Annotated in this window: 19 protein-coding genes and 1 riboswitch; of the genes, 13 read left to right on the forward strand and 6 right to left on the reverse strand. The window is 33.8% G+C overall.

Annotated elements, in window-relative coordinates:
- Positions 1-12: 12 nt before the first annotated feature.
- The 4 genes from J5E45_RS07155 to J5E45_RS07170 are packed head-to-tail and all read left to right on the forward strand — an operon-like array spanning position 13 to position 4,079.
- On the forward strand, positions 13-1,956 hold the full coding sequence (locus tag J5E45_RS07155) for a BglG family transcription antiterminator (RefSeq protein WP_101094058.1): 1,944 nt from the start codon (positions 13-15) through the stop codon (positions 1,954-1,956).
- A gap of 13 nt (positions 1,957-1,969) precedes the next feature.
- Entirely contained in the window at positions 1,970-2,410 is a 441-nt protein-coding gene (locus J5E45_RS07160) for a PTS sugar transporter subunit IIA (RefSeq protein ID WP_069793181.1), read from the forward strand.
- Positions 2,411-2,415: 5 nt separating this feature from the next.
- The gene (locus tag J5E45_RS07165) at positions 2,416-2,700 is read left to right on the forward strand and encodes a PTS sugar transporter subunit IIB (RefSeq protein WP_069793180.1); all 285 of its coding nucleotides are present in this window, start codon (positions 2,416-2,418) and stop codon (positions 2,698-2,700) included.
- A 23-nt stretch (positions 2,701-2,723) separates the two neighbouring features.
- Entirely contained in the window at positions 2,724-4,079 is a 1,356-nt protein-coding gene (locus J5E45_RS07170; RefSeq protein WP_039067445.1) for a PTS ascorbate transporter subunit IIC, read from the forward strand.
- Positions 4,080-4,322: 243 nt separating this feature from the next.
- On the opposite strand, the gene J5E45_RS07175 is transcribed toward J5E45_RS07170, so the two are convergent.
- The 3 genes from J5E45_RS07175 to panE form a co-directional block, all read right to left on the reverse strand.
- The gene (locus J5E45_RS07175) at positions 4,323-4,829 is read right to left on the reverse strand and encodes a cupin domain-containing protein (RefSeq protein WP_039067444.1); all 507 of its coding nucleotides are present in this window, start codon (positions 4,827-4,829) and stop codon (positions 4,323-4,325) included.
- A gap of 61 nt (positions 4,830-4,890) precedes the next feature.
- Positions 4,891-5,709, reverse strand: a complete 819-nt coding sequence (locus tag J5E45_RS07180) for an acyl-CoA thioesterase (protein ID WP_039067443.1) — start codon at positions 5,707-5,709, stop codon at positions 4,891-4,893.
- Positions 5,710-5,864: 155 nt separating this feature from the next.
- Positions 5,865-6,782: a 2-dehydropantoate 2-reductase gene (panE, locus tag J5E45_RS07185; RefSeq protein ID WP_208181942.1), complete on the reverse strand. Its 918-nt coding sequence runs from the start codon at positions 6,780-6,782 to the stop codon at positions 5,865-5,867.
- Between the two features lie 201 nt (positions 6,783-6,983).
- Here panE and J5E45_RS07190 point away from each other — a divergent pair, with 201 nt between their 5' ends.
- The 7 genes from J5E45_RS07190 to J5E45_RS07220 all read left to right on the forward strand — a co-directional run bounded on the left by J5E45_RS07190 (position 6,984) and on the right by J5E45_RS07220 (position 15,879).
- Complete coding sequence (locus J5E45_RS07190) at positions 6,984-7,739, forward strand: CPBP family intramembrane glutamic endopeptidase (protein WP_101050122.1); 756 nt, start codon at positions 6,984-6,986, stop codon at positions 7,737-7,739.
- A 145-nt stretch (positions 7,740-7,884) separates the two neighbouring features.
- Positions 7,885-7,990: riboswitch (SAM riboswitch) on the forward strand.
- Positions 7,991-8,077: 87 nt separating this feature from the next.
- The gene (locus tag J5E45_RS07195; protein ID WP_069793176.1) at positions 8,078-8,896 is read left to right on the forward strand and encodes a MetQ/NlpA family ABC transporter substrate-binding protein; all 819 of its coding nucleotides are present in this window, start codon (positions 8,078-8,080) and stop codon (positions 8,894-8,896) included.
- Positions 8,897-8,939: 43 nt separating this feature from the next.
- Complete coding sequence (locus J5E45_RS07200) at positions 8,940-9,872, forward strand: lactate/malate family dehydrogenase (protein ID WP_069793175.1); 933 nt, start codon at positions 8,940-8,942, stop codon at positions 9,870-9,872.
- Positions 9,873-10,043: 171 nt separating this feature from the next.
- A complete protein-coding gene (locus J5E45_RS07205; protein ID WP_101094052.1) occupies positions 10,044-11,909 on the forward strand; it encodes a BglG family transcription antiterminator in 1,866 nt (621 codons plus the stop codon).
- A 78-nt stretch (positions 11,910-11,987) separates the two neighbouring features.
- Positions 11,988-13,961, forward strand: coding sequence for a fructose-specific PTS transporter subunit EIIC (locus J5E45_RS07210; protein WP_069793174.1), 1,974 nt, complete (start codon positions 11,988-11,990; stop codon positions 13,959-13,961).
- A gap of 17 nt (positions 13,962-13,978) precedes the next feature.
- The gene (gene manA / locus J5E45_RS07215) at positions 13,979-14,914 is read left to right on the forward strand and encodes a mannose-6-phosphate isomerase, class I (protein ID WP_208181943.1); all 936 of its coding nucleotides are present in this window, start codon (positions 13,979-13,981) and stop codon (positions 14,912-14,914) included.
- 65 nt (positions 14,915-14,979) lie between these two features.
- On the forward strand, positions 14,980-15,879 hold the full coding sequence (locus J5E45_RS07220) for an ROK family protein (protein WP_039067431.1): 900 nt from the start codon (positions 14,980-14,982) through the stop codon (positions 15,877-15,879).
- A gap of 509 nt (positions 15,880-16,388) precedes the next feature.
- Here the strand turns inward: J5E45_RS07220 and J5E45_RS07225 are convergent.
- Complete coding sequence (locus tag J5E45_RS07225; RefSeq protein ID WP_039067430.1) at positions 16,389-17,678, reverse strand: homocysteine synthase; 1,290 nt, start codon at positions 17,676-17,678, stop codon at positions 16,389-16,391.
- 218 nt (positions 17,679-17,896) lie between these two features.
- On the opposite strand from J5E45_RS07225, the gene J5E45_RS07230 reads away from it, so the two are divergent.
- Together J5E45_RS07230 and J5E45_RS07235 are read left to right on the forward strand one after the other, a co-directional pair.
- Entirely contained in the window at positions 17,897-18,802 is a 906-nt protein-coding gene (locus tag J5E45_RS07230) for a PLP-dependent cysteine synthase family protein (protein ID WP_069793172.1), read from the forward strand.
- A complete protein-coding gene (locus J5E45_RS07235; RefSeq protein ID WP_039069130.1) occupies positions 18,795-19,940 on the forward strand; it encodes a bifunctional cystathionine gamma-lyase/homocysteine desulfhydrase in 1,146 nt (381 codons plus the stop codon). Before J5E45_RS07230 ends, J5E45_RS07235 begins: the two co-directional genes overlap by 8 nt.
- Positions 19,941-20,075: 135 nt before the next feature.
- On the opposite strand, the gene J5E45_RS07240 is transcribed toward J5E45_RS07235, so the two are convergent.
- Together J5E45_RS07240 and J5E45_RS07245 are read right to left on the reverse strand one after the other, a co-directional pair.
- Complete coding sequence (locus J5E45_RS07240; RefSeq protein ID WP_069793170.1) at positions 20,076-21,320, reverse strand: MFS transporter; 1,245 nt, start codon at positions 21,318-21,320, stop codon at positions 20,076-20,078.
- A gap of 135 nt (positions 21,321-21,455) precedes the next feature.
- On the reverse strand, positions 21,456-22,010 hold the full coding sequence (locus tag J5E45_RS07245) for a TetR/AcrR family transcriptional regulator (RefSeq protein ID WP_208181945.1): 555 nt from the start codon (positions 22,008-22,010) through the stop codon (positions 21,456-21,458).
- Positions 22,011-22,015: the final 5 nt, after the last annotated feature.

A 22,015-nucleotide genomic window follows, 5' to 3' on the forward strand; every position in this document is an offset into this window, starting at 1 on the left:
GAGGTTGCTAATATGTTAAGCAAGAGGCAGTATCACATTTTGATGTTCATTATTGAACGTGAAACTTTTGTGCAAATTCATAATTTAGCAACACATTTCAATGTTTCAGAGAGGACGATCCAATATGATCTTGAATACATTGAAGATATGGCGAGTAAATTAGCTTTAACGATTCAACGAAATAAATATGATGGTATTAGAATCACGGCCTCATCAGAGAAACTAAAGGCTGTAGAACCTCAATATTTATCAACGTCTATACATTATTCCAAAGACGAAAGGTTATTGTATATTACCTTGAAACTCTTTGAATCTACAACACCTACTGCTTCTCATGTACTGGCGACCATGGTTTCAGTGACTAGACGTACGATAGTGGAAGATTTAAAACGCGTACAGCAATGGTTAGAGCAACACAATTTACAACTTAAATATGAGAAGAATAAAGGTTTCTTAATTAAGGGCGATGAAAATGCATATCGTAAAGCATATGCAGAAATGGTTCATGAATATTTTCAAACGCATACACATCAAATGGGTCATGATTTGTTTTCAACTCATGAGTTAGAACAAATTCGATTGAGTGTTGCTTCGATATTGCTTGATGCAAATTATCAACTTGTACAGAGTGCAATTGATGGATTGATTTATCATATTTTGATAGCGATTCATCGAGCGAATGAAGATTTTATCTTTGAGATTCCGGATAAAGAATATAAAAAATTGCAAAAGACTGAACAATTTAAAATCGCCTTGCAAATTAAGGGGAAATTAGAACAGATTTTTAAGCTTAATTTTCCAAAAAGTGAAGCTGCTTTTATTACTTTACATTTACTAGGGGCAAAGACTTCAGGAGTAAAATACCATCATCGTGAAATAGATGATTTGGATATTCTAACGGAACAACTCATTGAACGAATGAGCGGAAATTTAGGTTTGGACTTAATGTCAGATAATAAGTTACTAAACGGTTTGATTGTTCATTTGAGACCTGCAATTCACAGGTTGAAATTTGATATGACACATGAAAACCCTTTGAAAAAGGAAGTTATTCTGCAATATCAACAGTTGGTTGAAGGTATAAAAAAACATATATGGGGCATTGAAGAAACTTATAATATTGAGTTTGATGATAATGAACTAACGTATATTACCTTACATTTTGCCTCAGCAATTGAGCGTATTTCGACTGTGACAACAAATAGAATCAAAGTTGTACTGCTATGTGGTTCTGGGATAGGAACTTCACAATTATTAAAAAGCAGAATTACTCACATTTACCCAGAGCTTGAGGTCGTGGATGCGTATTCTATATATGAGATAGATGAAAGTGTGTTAAAGCATGAAGGAGTAGATTATATTATTTCTACTGTCCCTTTCGATCAAGTAACAGTACCTGTGATTAGGGTTTCGCCGTTTTTAGATAGAAATGATCGTCTTCAATTAAATGAAATTATTAATCACTCTAGAGAACAATACATTGATGATTTACGTGGTATTGGCCCTACTTTAGAACAGGTGTTACCACAATCGAGGATATTGACGCAGCAGCCAGTACTTTCACGTGATGATGCTATTAAACAAGCTGTATCCATGCTGGAAAAAGACGGTATAGTAGACAAAGCATATGCGACTGATATCATCCGTCAATTAGATACTTTTGGGCCTTATATGGTGATTAGTCCTCATATTGCATTGATTCATGCAAAGCATGATCATGTAAAACAATCAGTGGGCTTTAGTTTGATCCAATATGAAAATGGTATTCATTTTTCACATGATCAATATGATCCGGTGTACATCGTTATTACTTTAGCTACAGCACAACCTCAAATACATCTAAATGCGTTAAGGCAACTGAGTACACTAATTATGGATAAAGCAGCAAGAGAGACTATATTTTCAGGAAATATAACAGCTATTATGCAATACGTTAAACATGTAAGCCAACTGTAAGGAGAGGATATAGATGAGTTTAGAAATATTGTCTGCAGACAAGGTACAAATATTAGATCAAGTAGAAACGTGGGAACAAGCAATAACAATAGCTGCAAATCCCTTACTTACACAAGACTATTTTGAACCAAGTTATGTTACAGCGATGATTGACAGTGTGAAAGAATTAGGGCCTTATATTGTGATTGCACCTGAAATTGCAATCGCTCATGCAAGGCCTAATGATGATGTGAAACATATTGGTTTAAGTTTATTAAAATTAAATAAACATATTAATTTTTCTGAAGAAGGCCACTTTGCATCGCTTATATTTGTACTTAGTGCTGTAGATAATGATGGTCATTTGGCCATTTTAAGAGATTTAGCAACTAAATTAGGTAATCAAGATACAGTAAACCAATTATTAGCAGCCCAAGAAATTAAGGAAATAGTAAATATATTTAAAGGAGAATGAGGAAAATGAAAATTTTAGTAGTATGTGGTCACGGTTTAGGTAGTAGTTTTATGGTGGAAATGAATGCGCAAGAAGCGCTGAAAAATTTAAACGCGCCAGCAGATATTAAAGTGGAACACAGTGACGTGATGAGTGCTAGTCCTGATATGGCAGATTTATTTGTTTGTGGTAGAGATTTAGAGGAAAACACTAAGAATTTAGGGGACGTTATTGTATTAGATAATATTTTGGACAAAGAAGAATTACAACAAAAATTAAATGATAAATTAAGCGAACTGAATATCTTATAAATAAAACGTAAGGGGGCAGTAAAATGAAACCAATACTTGATTTTATTGTTGATGTTTTGAGTCAACCAGCGATATTAGTTGCGCTAATTGCTTTTATCGGGTTGATTATGCAGAAGAAATCGGCGACAGATATTACATCTGGAACGATTAAAACAATTCTCGGGTTTTTAGTGTTAAGCGCAGGTGCAAATGTGGTAACACAATCTCTTGAGCCATTTGGAAAAATATTTCAACATGCGTTTGGTGTACAAGGCGTAGTACCAAATAATGAGGCAATTATATCAATTGCGTTAGAACAATATGGCACAACTGCAGCACTAATAATGGTATTTGGTATGATTGTAAATATTATTATTGCACGTATTACTAACTTAAAGTATATCTTTTTAACTGGTCATCATACTTTTTACATGGCAGCATTTTTAGCAATATTATTATCTGTCGGTAATATTACAGGTACTTTGACAGTGATTGTTGGAGCTATTATTTTGGGGTTAATAATGGCTATATTACCGGCATTGGCACATCCTACAATGAAAAAAATCACTGGTAATAACCAAGTTGCTCTAGGTCATTTTGGCACGATAAGTTATTGGGCAGCTGGAGAAGTTGGAAAACTATTTAAAGGTAAATCAAAATCTACAGAGGAAATTAATTTTCCGAAAGGTTTAAGCTTTTTGAGAGAAAGTACGATTAGTATTTCTTTAACAATGACATTATTGTATTTTGTTGCGGCATTATTTGCAGGACCGACTTATGTACATAGTGAGATTAGTAATGGACAAAACTTTATTGTATTTTCACTAATACAAGGTGTGACTTTTGCGGCGGGTGTCTTTATTATATTAACAGGTGTACGCTTGATTTTAGCTGAAATAGTACCGGCATTTAAAGGTATTTCAGAGAAATTGGTGCCGAATACAAAGCCAGCTTTAGACTGCCCGATTGTCTTCCCTTATGCACAGAACGCTGTGTTAATAGGATTCTTTGTCAGTTTTATAGTTGGTGTGATTGGTATGTTTATCTTGTTCTTATTTGGTGGTGTCGTGATACTCCCAGGCGTTGTAGCACACTTTTTCTTAGGTGCGACGGCGGGTGTCTTTGGTAATGCAAGAGGCGGTATAAAAGGAGCTGTCGCGGGGTCTGCTTTAAATGGTTTATTAATCACATTCTTGCCGTTACTGTTTTTACCTTTCTTAGGAGATTTAGGTGGCGCAGCGACGACATTCTCAGATACAGACTTCTTAGTTGTAGGGATTGTGTTTGGCAATGTCGCCAAATTCCTAGGAATAATCGGCATCGTAATTTTAATTTTAGTAGTTGCAACTTTAGCTATTATTTTACAAAAACGTACAAATGAAAAAGAAGTAAAAGAATAATAGATATCATAATAAAATGATATAGATTTTAGGGTGAGTGGGACAAAAACCTAATTTATTTATAAAGAGTTCGTAGTCCAGGTCAGCTATGCTCATATAATGATAAAGGATGAGACAATTTTGAACTGCACCCATTCAAGCAGACAACTAAATAATTAAAACAATTTAATGGTCCGTTCCATAGCTTAGATATGAAACGGACCATTTTTAATGTTATTTGATTATTATTAAAAAACACGATATTTAAGTCCAATATTTTTTCAATAGCCCCTGACTACCAAAGATTGGGTCTGTATTAGGTACGGGAACATTTTCAATATTATATAAATTTTGAGGTCGTTCGCTTGCTTTACCAACACAAATATCATAAGACTGACTATTGGGATAGGCGCCCATAACTGTAAAGTCATTACTTTGACTTAATAGTTTGTGACCAGTGCCAGCTGGTAATATTAAAGCGTCACCTTCATTAATATTAATAGTGGCGCCATTTTTGCCTCCTATTATTAATTGAGCAGTTCCATTGATTACTAATAATACTTCATGTGAATTACTGTGATAATGATGATAAGAGAAAACACCGCCTTCCCAAGTATTACCCCATTGATTTGCGGATAATATATGTCTCAAATCATCAGTCGCTGAAAATAAGTTTTGATAAGCTAAAACAGGTAAATAAGGATTATTAGGTATTTGCCCATCGTCTTCAAAATTTAATGTATTAATAGTAATTTCTTCTGGTTTGTTCAAGTTTAAACACCTCGCTATATCAAAAATTATTAATTATAGTAATATCAAATAAGTATAAAATTTATTCTTTGTAATATACAAACTGACTTGTAGTTGCAAGTAAATTGCCATCGTGGCTCCATATTTCTCCTGTTTGATCAAAGTATCCATTAAAAAATTTAAGGGCACGTGTATGTCCAAGTACTGATTGGCTTCCATTGTTCTCTAAAGACTTAGAATCAGCGTGAAAATATATTGTGAGTGACACTGTTCCAATAGGAACGAATGATTTACGACGAACATAGATACGTGGAAAGAAAGCATCGCACATAGACGCAAGAGATAAGAAATCTAAATCTCTATTAGGCTTGTCTTTTATCCATTGCAATGTGACAGAATCTGGTTGTTCAGTAGGATCCATTGCTAGTGGCACACCTTTAATTGTTCTGATGTCATAGTTTTGCGCCCATGGGGGTGCGTTTTCTAATGATGTAAGCGTTACTTCGTTTGCAAGTGGAACATCAGGAAAGGCTAGTTCGGTTGATGACCATGTATCTCGGCGTTTAGCAGTAATTGCTGTTCCAGTAATAGCGGTTTTATCATTTTGTTTGAGTTCTATATACCAATGTTGTGTTGATCGATTCGTTCGCGATGGATAGGCTATTATATTAAATTTTTCTTCCTGAATAGGAGCTGCATAGTTGATTGTCAGAGAGATGGGTTCTCCGAGAATTTCATCATGTTCTAAAACTGCACGTAATAATGTGGATGCGATGACACCACCGAAGGGGCCGACCATATTAGCATAGTCATTAGAAGTATGACCTGAATACACGCCTGATTGCTGTTGTGTGAGTTGAGTTGCTAAATCAAATGGATGTTGAGGTTGATTAGATTGCATGACGAATGCCTCCGTTTTCTTAATAAATAGTTCAAATATTTAAAATAAGTCGCTTACAAATATGTTGTTGGTCATTATAATAAAAAATTTAGGAAGTGCCCAGAAAGTTTAGCTAAAAAACTATTTCTATCACAGTCCTATATATATTTAATTGCTTAATGTAACATTTCTTTATATACGCTGTGGTTTTGATACACACAAGTAAGTAGTGGGGCATCTAAATTGTAATGTGCGGCTAATTCTAACAAATACCCCTGCAAATGATCGGTTTCGATATTGAGTCCCTTTTCCATATCGCGTTGCATTGAAGTTTTGAAATGATAAGATAGTTGATTTAGTGCTTTCATATATTTAGAAACAATTTGATCTGAGATAGGTGCATTATGCTTACGCATAATACTAGCAGCCTCGTTATATAAGGACTTAATAAACTCTATACCACCTTCGCTATCACGAATAGGTCCAATAGGCGCATGCATGAGTGTTGTCACACCTGATAATACGGTAATCATTAAGTATTTATTCCACATACCTTGTTCAACACTTGAGTTTAGGATGAATTCAGCTTTTGTTCCTGAAAGCGCCTGTTCAACATATTTAGCGCGATTACTTTCAGTACCATCTAATTCTCCGAAAAAGAGTTTATCAAATTGACTAGTTTGAACGATTTCCCCAGTGCTATCAAGCGTTGTTTCTATAATGCAGTAACCGCCCATGATTTTATTTTTCCCAAAAGCATTTTGTAATTTTGGAACATGTGCAACGCCGTTAAGTAATGGGATAATTAAGGTGTGATGATCTATAAACGGTTTTAAATCTTCAATAGCATGATCTAAATGATAAGATTTTGAAGACAAGAGTACGATATCAAAAGGTTCGACACGGTCGTCTTTTGTGATGAGCTGTGGATTAAAATGATAATCACCTTTTTCACTATGAATTGCTAAACCATTTCGTTCTAAATAGGATTTGCGTTTAGGTCTTGCTAAAAATGTAACATGCTTGCCAGCTTCAGCTAAACGGCCACCAAAATAGCCACCAATACCGCCGGCGCCTAGTACCAATATACGCATCGATAACAACTCCTTCAAATATGTATAGTATATTTAATCTCTATATACCACTTTTCAATTCCTTCTACGCATTGAAAATTAAATTATTTAACTTTAACGACCAGCTATACTATATATTTAAATTACTGTAAAATGTTTGATGGAAATAGAAATTGTGCAATATAAAAGTATATTGTGTATAAACTTTTAGGAGGGATTACGATGCCGTTTAAAAATGAAAGGAAATATCGATGGAAGGATATTAGAGGTAAAGATTTTTTTCTACCAATCATTTATTTAGCTAGTAATTTTATATTATCAATTATAATTTTGAGTATATTATTGGCAGTTAATATAAGCTCTGGTAATAGTCACTTCAATGGTGATATTAATACGTCAAGTCCGACTGCTTTATTAATGGAAATTGGTGTATTTATTTTTATCATGCTTATATGGATGTTATTACATAAAAATAGTTACAAAATTGAGTGGAAAAGTGGATTCCTTAATATTAAGAAATACTGGAAACTCATTGTTATTACATTTATAGTCATATTTATATTTAAATTAATTTTTCCTATGTTAGTCGATGCGTTTGCACCTGAACAATGGAAGTTTGAAGAAACACAAAACGATTTAATAGTTCAACAAATGTTTAGTACCCCATTATCAACAGTGCTTGCGTTCTTTTCTATTGTAATCATTGCACCGGTTACTGAAGAGTTTCTCTTCCGCCACTTGGTAATTGGTGAATTAGGAAAAAAACTGAATTTCATAGTAATGTCAGTGATATCTGTAATTATTTTTGCATCTTTACATGTAACAGAAGCGCAATCACCATTAGAAATCGTTATGTATCTTGTTATCGCCATAGGTATCGTATATGTCTATTTAAAAACACGACGTAGTTTAGCTACTGCTATTGCACTTCATGCATTAAATAACCTTGTTGCATATGTAGCAATGGTCCTTATGTAAACATAAATCGTTTAAGAGACTTTTGTTTCACATGGAACAGGGTTGGAAGAGTTAATAAACGTATTATTTAGAATTTTCTAAAATTTTATTGACTAAACATGAGTGTAATGCTAGGATAAAAACACTACAACTACATATTAATTTACTCTTATCAAGAGAGGTGGAGGGACGTGCCCTATGAAACCCAGCAACCGTCGTTATACGAAATGGTGCTAATTCACAAAAAGTTATTAAACTTTTAGAGATAAGAGAAGGTGAATACTTTCTCTTGTTAAATTAAGAGAAAGTATTTTTTTATTTAGTTTGAACTTTAAAATTCATAAGGAGCGAAATAAATTATGAGGAAATTAATTATTTTAAGTTTGTCATTAATATTAACTGTAGTTCTTACAGCATGTGGCAACACAAATGGGAAAGATGAGGATAAAAAAATCACAATTGCGGCTTCACCAGCACCACACGGTGAAGTACTGAAACATGCGAAAGAAGAAATGAAAAAACAAGGGTATGATTTAGAAGTTAAAACTGTAAATGATTATAAAGTACCTAATAAACTATTAGATAAAGGCGATGTAGATGCCAATTTCTTCCAACATACACCATATTTAAAAGCAGAAAAGAAAGACCATAATTACGATATAGAAGAAGTTGGAAAAGTATTTACTACGCCTATGGGTGTTTATAGTAAAAAATATAAAGATATTAAAGACATCCCTAAGGGTTCAACGATATACGTTTCTAACAATCCAGCTGAAGAAGGCAGATTCTTATCATTCTTTGTAGATCAAGGATTAATAAAGATCAAAAAGGGAGTTAGTATCGAAGACGCCAAATTTGAAGATATTGTAGAAAATAAAAAAGACTTGAAGTTTAATAATAAACAAGGAGCCGAATTCTTACCTAAGACATATGAAAGTAAAGAAGGTGCTGCAGTTATTATGAATTCAAACTATGCGTTAGATAATGGATTAACGCCGCATAAAGATGCTATTATTAGTGAAACAGAGTCATCACCATTTGCGAATATTGTTGCTGTGCAAAAAGGACATAAAGATGATGAAAAGTATCAAGCACTTATAAAAGTCTTACAATCTAAAAACATGAAAGAATTCATTAAAAAAGAATATGGTAAAGACGTTATTCCATATGAAAAATAAATTATTATGAACATATATCAGTAATGAAAAAGGGGTGTAATGTATGTCTAAATTAGGTATTATTGGCTTAGGAAGAGTTGGTAGCCAAGTTTTAACGGATGTGCAATATTTGAATTTATTTTCGGAAATTATATTGATAGATGACAAAGAAGAAATTGCAAGTGGTGAAGCTCTAGATCATAACCATTCACAAGGATTATTTAATACTGCGCACATCAAGGTCAAAGCTGGAGATTACCAAGATTTAGCAGACGCTGATTTCATTGTGATTGCTGCGAGTGTGCCAACAGATACAAATGACGGTGATCGTACACTATTAGCACAAGGCAATCATGACATTATAAAAAAAGTTACGAAACAAATAGCTAAAGTGACACAAGACGCAATAATTATCTTGGTTTCAAATCCAGTAGATTCGATGACTTATTTTGCTAATCAAATAGATTATCCGTCTAATAAAATCATTGGAACGGGAACTGCTTTAGAAAGCTCAAGATTTAAGACGATTATCGCTCATCATTACCAAATCGATCCTAAAAATGTTGAAGCTTTTGTTATTGGCGAACATGGGGAACATGCAATACCTGTGTGGAGTAAAGTACGTATTCATGGTATGCCACTAGCAGAATATGAAGCGCTAAGTGATAGCCCGAAAATTGATAAAGCACATATCACATCTATTATTAATGAGGTATCTATGGATGTTTTTTATCAAAAAGGTTGGACCAATGCAGCTATCTCCAAAGTTACGACATTATTGATACAAACTATTGCGTTGAACCAACGTACTATTATGCCACTGACTTCAATCAGTCAAGAATATGACTTAGTAGATGGTGCATTTAGTTTACCAACGTTAGTTGATCGTTCTGGTATTGTACAGAGGTTTGCGATTAAATTGGATGATCAAGAAATGCAACAGCTTAAAGAAGCTTACGAATATATTAGAGAAACTATCCGTACATCAGAAAAATAAAATACATTTACACACCAATTCATTAGATGATGTCTTTTGAATTGGTGTTTTTTATTATGTGAACTTTAATAAGCCACTTCTTGCTTAAATAATAGGTAATAGCTACAATGAATTTAAACATTAAATCAACCTTTGAACAAAAGTAAATTTACGAGAAAGCGCGGTGCAGTGATGTTAGAAAGACATGCTAAACTCATTAGATTGTTACTCAACAACAGTAATCATTTTTTAAGCGCAGATGAAATAGCAAATTACTTAAACGTCTCTAATAGAACAGTGAGGAATGATATTAAATATATAAATGTTGAAGTATTATCGGCGTTAATTGTCAGTGTCAAAGGTCGTGGTTTCAAGATGAACCAAGACCTATATAGTATAGAGTATATAGAAGAAGTTGTTTCTGATTTTACAAATAAAGAAAACGAACTACTGCTAAAATTGGGTTATCATATTTTAATGTATCAACAACCCACAACTTTAGATTCATTAGCACATCACTTTAAGTTATCTAAATCAGAAATCAGTGATTATTTAACGCGTGTTCAGTCGTGGTGCAATTCATTTGATATTACTGTTAATCTAACTAAGAAAAAAGGCGTCACTGTAAACGGAAACGAAATGAATATTAGGAATGCGATTTTACATTTAAATCAACTATCTTCGGAAAATAAAACGGTTGATGATGTGATATTAAATGAAATACCTAAAGCGCATATCAATATTATTAGTCAAATTATTGAACATAATTTAAATGCACATCATATACAAACCTCTAAAATGCGTATAAAACAATTACTCATACATTTAATTATTATATTTAAACGCAATAACGAGGACGGTCATTCATGGGTAGTTGATAAATCCTCTTATAAAATCGCGCAACAATGTATTACAGACATCAATTCGGAATTAGGTTATCAACTTTCAGATGAAACTGCGCAACTGTTATCTTTCTTTATTAGCTATTATTTTAATAAATACGATTTAGGCTTTGAACAGGTTTTTGTTAAAAGTTATATCGATCGTATGATTCATCAGATGGAGAAAAATGTAGGAGTTGATTTTACAGAAGATCAAGAACTACGCGACAATTTATATGCACATTTCAGTAGAACTTACTTACGTATAGCAAAGAATGTTTATATTAATAATCCTTTAACTGAAGATATTAAAAAGTATTATCCCTTTGTGTTTAATGCATTATATGAGACAGTGAGTCATCTTGCAAAGGATGCGAATATAAATTTAGTTGAAGATGAAATTGCATTTTTGGCGTTACATTTTCAATCTTCGATAGATCGCAATAAAAAAGATTCGTTTAATATTGTTATCACTTGTTATTATGGTTTAGGAATTTCTAGTTTATTAGAAGCAAAAATTAAAAATATAGATGATAGTATTCATATAGTAGATACATTGAAAATAGAAGATATTGATGATTATAACTTTAGCGATATTGATGCTCTTATTTCTACACATACTATTGAAACTACACAACTGCCTAATGACTTAATTTGCTTAGAAGTATCTCCTCTATTTTCAGAGGAGGATGAAAATAAAATTGCTTCAGCGTTACACCATAAGCAAAACCCTGTATTACATCAAAATGAATTAGCTTCAATTCAGTTTAGTGTTTACTCAGATAAACAGGAACAAGTGGTTGCAAGTTATGTTTTTGAACAAGCTCAAATTGTTCTAGACAACAATTATGCTGTCACCAACGATTACATGAAAAGTGCATTGGAAAGAGAGAAGTTTTCTTCTACGTATATTGGTAATGGTATGAGTATGCCACATGGTGATCCGGAAAAGGTATTAAAATCACATGTAATTATTTTTAAAAACATGCAAGGTTATATCTGGAAACAAAATAAAGCTAAACTTGTTTTTTTCTTAGCGATTACGGAACAAGATATTCCTGTAATGAAGAAAATTATTCATACTATCGCCAAATTGGATGAGAATGCTGTAGACCAATTATTAGTGCTTGAAGATCAAAGTTTAAAAGAAAAAATCATTCACTTAATTAAAGAATAATTGCCACTAGTAACGGCAATTATTCTTTTTTATAATCTTATGAATGCGTTTACAATTGAGTTAAGGAGGATGAATGATATGAAAATTTTAGCGATTACGTCGTGTCCAAATGGGATTGCACACACGTATATGGCCCAAGAAAAATTAGAGCAAGCTGCTAAAGATATGGGCGTACATATCAAGGTAGAAACACAAGGTGGTGTAGGTGCAGAAAATGTTTTAACACCAAAAGAAATTAGAGAAGCAGACGGCATTATTATTGCAGCAGATCGCCAAGTAGATTTATCAAGATTTGATGGGAAGTTATTAATTAACGAAAGTGTTAGAGAAGGCATTCATAAACCGGAAGTATTGATTCAACGAATTATTGATAAAGATGCTCATATCCATCATGAAACTAATGGAACTAGTCAGCCTAGCCAAGAAGATAAACCTAAAACTGGTATTCAGATGGTTTATCAACATTTAATGAACGGTGTATCGTTTATGGTGCCTTTTATCGTTGTAGGTGGATTGTTAATGGCGATTGCACTGACAATTGGTGGAGAAGCAACTTCAAAAGGTTTGGAGATTCCAGATGATTCATTTTGGAAATCAGTTGAAAATATAGGCAATTTAGCTTTCAGTTTTATGGTGCCAATATTGGCTGGTTACATCGCAGTTAGTATTGCTGACAAACCTGGACTTGTACCCGGTATGATTGGTGGAGCTATAGCTGCTGACGGTAGCTTCTACGGTAGTGATGCTGGAGCTGGTTTTCTAGGAGGTATTGTAGCAGGTTTTATAGCAGGTTACATTGCGAAATGGATTAAAAATGTAAAAACACCAAAAGTGATGGCACCCATTATGCCGATTATCATAATTCCTATTATCTCATCACTCATTGTGGGATTAATATTTATATTCTTAATTGGTGCACCGATAGCGAGTATCTTTGAAGCATTGACAACTTGGTTGAAAGGTATGCAAGGTACTAACATTGTAATCTTAGCATTAATTGTAGGTGCGATGATTGCATTTGATATGGGCGGACCAGTAAATAAAGTTGCTTTCTTATTTGGTTCAGCGCTAATTGCTGAAGGTAACTATGCTGTAATGGGGATGGTTGCAGTAGCGGTTTGTACGCCGCCTATTGGTTTAGGTTTAGCTACCTTTATTAATAAACGTAAATTTAATAAAGGTGAAGTAGAAATGGGAAAAGCTTCATTTACTATGGGATTATTTGGTATTACAGAAGGTGCTATTCCGTTTGCTGCACAAGATCCGTTAAGAATTATTCCGTCCAATATGGTAGGGGCGATGGTAGCAGCAGCTATTGCAGCAATAGGTGGTGTAGGAGATAGAGTGGCTCATGGAGGTCCGATTGTAGCTATTTTAGGTGGTATAGATCAGATTTTATGGTTCTTTATTGCTGTGATAGTTGGTAGTCTTGTCACGATGAGTGCAGTGTTATTTTTAAGAAAAAACACACCAGCATTAGCTGTTGATACTAATAGTATTGCAACGGGAATGACAGCGGAACAGCAAGATGACGAATCAGAAGCCAGTCCTACAACAAATACTACAACGGATATAAATAAAGAGAAAACAACTGAACAGACAAATAATACAGTTGATGTATTTGATAAAGATGTTATTAAAATAGTCGATAAGAAAAATACAAGAGACGAAGCGATAGACGATCTCATAGATCAACTAGATAAGGGTGATTACATTATAGATAAAAATGAATTGAAAGATGCTGTACTGAAACGTGAAGCAGAAGCAACGACAGCAATTGGAATGAATGTCGCAATACCTCACGCAAAATCATCGGCAGTGAAACAACCTGTTGTCGCTGTAATGAATAATAAACGTGGTATCGACTGGGAAAGCTTAGATGGCACATTGCCTAATATTGTATTTCTAATTGCAGTACCTAATGACAGCAATGATACACATTTAAAACTGTTACAAAGATTATCACGAACATTAATGGACGACGATATTCGCCAACAGTTAATTGAGGCAACACACACACAACAAATTTACGATTTACTTAAAGAAATATAAGTGGGAGGTAGGAATAAATGCCATTATTATTAAAACCCGTTTTTCAAGAAAGAATTTGGGGAGGTAGTGCACTTAAAGCATTTAACTACGATATACCTAATGCTCATACTGGAGAATGTTGGGCGATATCAGCACATCCGAACGGTCCAAACGCCATTGAAAATGGACGTCATAAGGGTAAAACATTAGATGAAGTTTGGGCAGAAGACAAAGTGTTATTTGGAAATCCTAAAGAAGATAAGTTTCCGTTACTAACTAAAATATTAGATGCAAATGATAATTTGTCAGTACAAGTACACCCAGATAATACGTATGCGCAAAAATATGAAGGTGAATATGGTAAGACCGAATGTTGGTATATCTTAGATGCAAAAGAAGGCGCAGAAATTATTTATGGTGTAAATGCACAGGATCAAAATGAGTTAAATCAAATGATTGATAATAAACAATTCGATACATTATTCAAATCAGTCAAAGTTCAAGCAGGAGATTTTTTCTATGTTCCTGCAGGTACCGTGCACGCAATAGGAGAAGGGATCTTAATCTTAGAGACACAACAATCTTCTGATACTACTTACCGTATTTATGACTATGATCGAACTGATAAAGAAGGAAATAAAAGAACACTTCATTTAGAAGAAAGTAAAGATGTAATTGACCTTTCGGCTAGCTCACCAAATACATCAGCTAAACATGAAGTGGTTCAAGGTCAGGATTATACGCAATTTGTATCTAATAAGTTCTTTACAGTGGAAAGATGGATAATCAATGGTCATTTAGCTTATACAAAACCAAAATCATATTGTTTAGTATCTGTTGTAGAGGGCAATGGCGAAGTTACGGTAAATAACGAAGCTATTACTTTAGAAAAAGGGACACATTTTATACTAACTACTGAGGATGAAGAAATAACATTTAGAGGTGATATGACATTTATCGTTAGTTATGTATAAAAAATTAAAGGCGAGATAACTTTAGTTATCTCTGCCTTTTTATACAATTATAGGAGGTAATTACAATGTTAAAAATTTGTGCAGATATAGGTGGAACAAAGACAATTGTAGGTTTGATTAACGAAGAGTTAGAAATTATAGAGAGCCATAAATTTGAAACGTATATAAATAATCCCGAACAACAGTTTACTGAAATAATTAATATAGCTAAGAATTATTTAGAAAGTGTTGAACACGTAAATGATACAATACTAAATATTGCTATGCCTGGGCCATGTGATTATACTCAAGGTGTATTTTTAAACCCTCCAAATCTGCAAAAATACAATGGCTTTAATGCAGGTGAATTTATCACTGAACATAGTTCATTTAAACCATATTTTGTAAATGATACGGATGCTGCTATATTAGCAGAACAACGTTATGTTTCATCGATGACAGAGGATTTTATATATTTAACTATAAGCACAGGAGTTGGTATGGCATACATGAGAAATGGTACGCTAGTTTCTGGTAGCGATGGTAATTTCGGTGAGATTGGTCATACAATTATTAAAGATAATAGTGACTACCAATGCCCTGTGTGCAAACAATATGGTTGCGTTGAAAATGAAATTTCTGGACTAGCCATAAGTAGGAAAGCGGGTTTATTGCTTAACAAAGAAGTTAGTACGAGAGAGGCAATAGAAATGTATAATGCAGGAAAAAATAAACAAATCATACAGATGATTGAAGAAGTAATATATTTAACACAAAAGTTATGTACGAACCTATATAGTATCTTCAATGTATATAATATCGTACTTGGAGGTGGCGTAACACAAAGTACATTACCTTATAAAACACGAATTGAGGCATATGCACAAAAACATCACTTGATTCAAAATAGAGAGATAGTAGTCAGAATAAGTGATTTAGAGGCGAATGTATTAACAGGCCTTTATTATGTGAATAAAAATAAATGAAAGCTTTCCAGTGTCTATTGGGAAGGGAATGAAACCTAATTTTTATGAAAAGATTTCGTTTTCTCGTCCCGGCTAGGATGACTAGAGTTGAAAAAATATGGTTTAAAGGCTTTACAACTCAGCCAAATCAACACCCCAAATTATGAGATTAATATGGTTATATTCCTATATAAATTTATGAATTCAATATGGAATATAAAGTTGGAACAATCATACATGAAACACGGAAGGGAGGCTTAGGTTTGTGTGAGGTCATAGACTCGGACAGTCTAAAAGGATACATTTTTTGAAGAGGGAGAATCTATGTGTCTCATTTAATCATTAATATTGATATTCTTTATATGGTTAAGGCTGAGACAATTAATTGCCCCAGCCTCTTTAGCATTAACCTAGTTTTTAATTATGTTTTATTATTAGCATCACTAAGAAAATTCCTTCGTTAATTTTCAAGTGAACAGAAGAATACAAAAGTAAACTTTTGCATAAGCAACACTAAGAAAATTCCTTCGTTAATTTTCAAGTGATGCTTTAAAACCTTTTTCAAGGTCATTAATTATGTCATCAATATTTTCAGTACCAACTGATAATCTTACAAGTTCTGGCACAACGCCTGAAGCTTGTTGCTCTTCAGGGGATAATTGTAAATGTGTGGTACTAGCAGGATGGATAATTAATGATTTAGAATCTCCAACATTTGCTAAATGAGAGAATAAATTTAAAGCGTCAACAAATTTTGCGATATCTTCAACAGAACCATCTACGCCAAATGTGAGTACTGCACCTTGGCCGTTTGGTAAATATTTTTGGGCTAGTTGATGATAGCTATTACTTTCTAACCCAGGGTAATTCACCCAAGTTACATTGGGATGTTGTTCTAAATATTGTGCCACACGCAAGGCGTTTTCGGAATGTCTTTCTAAGCGTAAATGTAAAGTTTCTAATCCTAATAAAAATTCATGCACATTAAACGGAGATACTGCTGAACCTAAATCACGTAACAATTGTACTCGTGCCTTTGTTATATAGGCTGCTTCTCCTACATCTTTAGCATATGAAATACCATGATAACTTGAGTCAGGTTCCACAAGGCCAGGGAAGTTACCATTATCCCAATTGAAATTACCACTATCTACGATAACGCCACCAATAGAAGTACCATGACCACCTATAAATTTAGTTGCTGAATGTACAATGATATCTGCGCCAAATTCAAAAGGACGCAGTAAATATGGAGTAGGGAAAGTATTATCCACGATTAATGGAATATTATTTTTATGAGCAATATCAGCTACTGCTTCGATATCTAATACGTCAATTTTTGGATTACCTATAGTTTCAGCGTAAACTGCTTTTGTGTTATTGGTAATAGCGTGTGCAAAATTCTCAGGGTCACTTGGGTCAACAAAGTGAACTTTGATGCCTAATTTCCTAAAAGTAATGTTTAATAAATTGTAAGTTCCTCCATATAAGTTAGAAGAAGCCACAATTTCATCCCCAGATTCTACAATATTTAAAAGTGCTAAATGAATTGCAGCTTGACCGGAAGAAGTTGCTAAAGCACCAACACCACCTTCAAGTGCTGCAATACGTTCTTCAAAAACATTTTGCGTTGGATTCATTATTCGAGTATAAATATTGCCTGGTTCTTCTAAAGCGAAAAGTTTTCTTGCATGTTCTGTATTATCAAATACATAGCTAGAAGTCTGATAAATGGGAACTGCGCGCGATTTTGAAAAGTCATCTGTTACTTGACCACCATGTATGGAAAGCGTGTCTAAATGCCAAGGGTGTTGAGCCATAATATAAATCCTCCTAAAATTAGAATTTTCTGATATTTCTCACTATACAAGAGCTTTTTGACCTTTTCAACTATACTGACTAAAAAAGTAAGAATTAATTTGTGTTTTTTGCAATGTATTTAGTTAAAGTGCTTGCAAAGAGAATATGTATTGTTTATAATTCTTATCGTTATAGTAGGGAATGAGGAGTGGAGAAGGTGAATACACGGAGGAATGAAATGATTGGTTTTGACTTAATAGGAAACACACCACTTGTACTTTTAAAGTCGTTTAGTAATAAAGACGTTCAAATTTATGCAAAATTAGAACAGTTTAATCCTGGTGGCAGCATTAAAGATAGATTAGGGAAATATCTAATTGAGATAGCATTGAAAGATAACATAATTCATGAAGGGGATACAGTTGTTGAAGCATCAGCTGGTAACACGGGTATCGGTGTTGCTCTTGCAGCTAATCATTACGGTCTCAACAGTGTGATTTTTGCGCCTTTAGGGTTCGCTGAAGAAAAAGTTGCTATTATAAAAGCTTTAGGAGCGAAGGTAATAAGAACAGAACGAAGCCTTGGTATGGAAGGGGCAAAGGTAGCAGCTCGAGATTTTGAAGCACAGACTGGCGCTTTTTATTTAAACCAATTTGAATCTAAACATAATCCTGAAGCATATAAAGATACTATAGCACAGGAAATTACTAATAAACTAGATGACATTGATTATTTTGTTGGTGGTGTAGGATCTGGTGGAACCTTTACTGGTATTGCTGCATATTTAGCCCAATTTAACATTGAAAGTGTCATAGTAGAACCAGAAGGATCAATATTAAGCGGTGGTCAAGCACATGCACATGATATAGAAGGTATTGGATCTGAACAATGGCCATCATTCTTACCTGAAGCATTAGTAGCAGATATTATAAAAGTCAGTGATGAAGAAGCGTTTAAAAATGTGAAATTAATTGCTCAACAAGAAGGACTCTTAGTTGGCAGTTCATCGGGAGCAGCACTACAGGGAGCGTTAGACATAAAAAAACATATTAATAAAGGTGTTATTGTTACAGTTTTTCCTGACGGAAGTGACCGATATATGTCAAAACAAATCTTAAATTATAAGGAGAAAGATTATGAATAAAAAAACACAATTAATACATGGCGGAGTGACAACAGACCCATATACAGGGGCAGTAACGACACCAATTTATCAAACGAGCACTTATATTCAAGATGATATTGGAGATATGAGACAAGGTTACGAATATTCACGTTCTGCAAACCCTACAAGAACTGCATTGGAAGGACTAATTGCAGATTTAGAAGAAGGACAATTCGGTTATGCATTTGGTTCTGGTATGGCAGCCATCTCAGCAGTTATTATGTTGTTAGATAAAGGCGATCATTTATTGATTAATTCAGATGTTTATGGTGGCACATATAGAGCATTATCTAAAGTGTTTACCCGTTTTGGTATAGAAGCTGATTTTATTGATACAACACAAATTGACGAAATTGAACAATATATTAAGCCTGAAACGAAAATGTTATACATTGAGACACCATCTAATCCGTTATTACGTGTAACAGATATCAAAAAATCTGCCGAGTTAGCTAAGAGTCATAATTTGATTTCTGTCGTAGATAATACGTTTATGACACCTTATTTCCAAAATCCATTAAAATTTGGTATCGATATTGTATTACATTCTGCAACAAAATATCTAGGTGGCCATAGTGATGTTGTTTCTGGTTTAGTTGCTACAAACGACGAAACGTTAGCAGAACGCATTGGATTTATTCAAAATTCAACAGGTGGCGTACTTGGACCACAAGATAGTTATTTATTGATTCGAGGTATTAAAACCTTAGGTATACGTATGGAACAAGTACAACGCAATACGCTCGAAATTATAGCAATGTTGCAAGAACATAATGCTGTTAGACAAGTGTTCCATCCAAGTATTGCCACTCATTTAAATCACGATATTCATCAAAGACAAACAGAAGGGCATACAGGTGTGGTTGCATTTGAAGTTGCAGATATAGAAAGTGCTAAACAAGTAATTAAAGCATCTAAATATTTTACTTTAGCTGAAAGTTTAGGTGCGGTAGAAAGTTTAATTTCCGTGCCTGCTTTAATGACACATGCTTCTATTCCAAAAGACATTCGCGAGAAAGAAGGGATTGCAGATGGCTTGATTCGTTTATCTGTTGGTATAGAAGGTACAGAAGACTTAGTAGAAGATTTGAAAGCAGCATTAAATACTTTAAATTAAATAAAGTATGAAAATAACCCAGGAAATACTTCATTTGATATGCCCCTGAAGTAGATTTAAAAATCTAACTTTTAAGAGTCGTATCACTATAGAAGATACCTGGGTTATTTTTCATCTTATATAAAATGAAATGGATTAATTATTATATTCTGTTTGAGTAGGTGACTCAATTTCAATGGAATGCTCTGAATTTAATATGTCAGCATTGGTTTGCTGCAATTTACTGTAGTCTCCTTCAGGCATCTTACTTTTAGTAATTTCAACCTTAGGATAAATTAATAAAGGTATTAAACCGATTATGCCATAAATTAAAAAGGTGTATTTGTAGTTTAGTATATCTATGAATATACCTGCGAAAGAAGAACCAATGACTTGTCCTACTGCTAGTAGTAAAAAGGGAATACCTATGCCTAAAGAAGCGTTTTTTACAAATAATTTTATACCCCAAACAAGTAAAACACCTGTTAAGAAAATATAGCTTAAACCAAATATTGAAGAAGAAATAAATGGAAGTAGCCAGATATTTGGAGTAAATGCTAGTAAAATTGATGCACATGCTAATGCAATTACGCCGATATTAAATGCGAAGTGAAGACTTTTCTTATCGATAATCGCTCCAGAAATACCGCCAAATACTCCAAAAAGACCGATTAAAATCCAAAATATAGATAGTGCTATATCTGAGTAATGGCCAGTAAGTTGAACAAATGATTTTGAAAAAGTCCAAAACGGTGCAGTTGAAACACCGAGTAAAGTAGAGGCTATAACAATACGTTTACTGGCGGAAATATCTCTGATGTTCAAACTACCAGTATCGATTTTAATGTCTCGTTGCAGACTTGGAATAATAAGATAATTCCAAGTCAATACCAATAATGCTATAAACGCATAGATTAAATAGGTATCACGCCAATCAAGAAAGACAAACATGGCGGTTATACCGGTGAACATTAGACCTAAACTTGTACCTGAATTAATCCATGTGTTTGCTTTACCTTGGTCTTGCAGTTTAATCCATAAGGAAATCGTATAACCATAAGGAGGTGATACTAAACCTGTACTGGCCCCTGCGAATATTACCCCTATGGATAATATTATGGCATTTGATGAAATCCCAATTAGAATCAAGCCAATTAAAACAGAAAGACCTGCAAAAATAATCATTCTTTTAGGTCCAATTTTGTCAGTTTTTAACGTCGAATATATAATTGTAAAACAATAAGCCAAATAAAATAGTGACGAAATCATACCTGCTTGTGAAGCGGTTAAACTTAAATCTGTTGAAACTTCCGGGAGAAAGAGACCAAAACTAAATCTCCCCAGCCCATATGTTGTAGCAATCATAGCGATACCTGGTAATACAAGTCTTGAAAATTTCATAAACTACCTCCAAATCTATATAGAATGTTCATTCTAGTTAAAATTAAAAATATATAGAATGTTCATTCTATTTAATTGTTAAACAACGAGTAGGATGGTTTCTTTTTTGAACATTAATACCTACTCGTCGATAAATTATTGATTATGTGCTTCGTGTAGTAATAATTTTGCCATAATAATAGCGTGTGCAGTTGCTTCTTTAGACCCCAATAATGCAGTCATTGAGGTTGTGCCTTCTAATAATAAGGTGTATTGTACAGCGAGATCATAGCCGTTATCAATGACCGCATCGTTAGCGAGTTTTTCTAAATAGTGCAATAGGCGCGCTTTGTGTCCTCTTGCAGTGCTTTCAATTTCGTTATCAGTATCAGCGTAATCTTCGATGGCGCGCATAAACATATCACCTTTGTAAGAGTAATCATTAAGCCATTGGCAATGTGCTTTAACGGCTGAAATAAAAGGTTTGTCTGGATGTTTGTCGACGTAACTATCAAGATAACGCCAATATCGTGCTTCTCTTTGTTTCAATACTTGTGCTACTAAATTATCTTTAGATTCAAAATGGTTATATAATGTCATGGTCGCGACATTTGCTTCTTGAATAATCTGCTTTAAACCAACGCCACGAAAGCCATATTCATAAAATAACCGCTCAGCAACACTTAGTATATCTTGTTTTTTTTGCGACATAATAG

This window comes from Staphylococcus shinii (assembly GCF_017583065.1).
Lineage (GTDB): Bacteria > Bacillota > Bacilli > Staphylococcales > Staphylococcaceae > Staphylococcus > Staphylococcus shinii.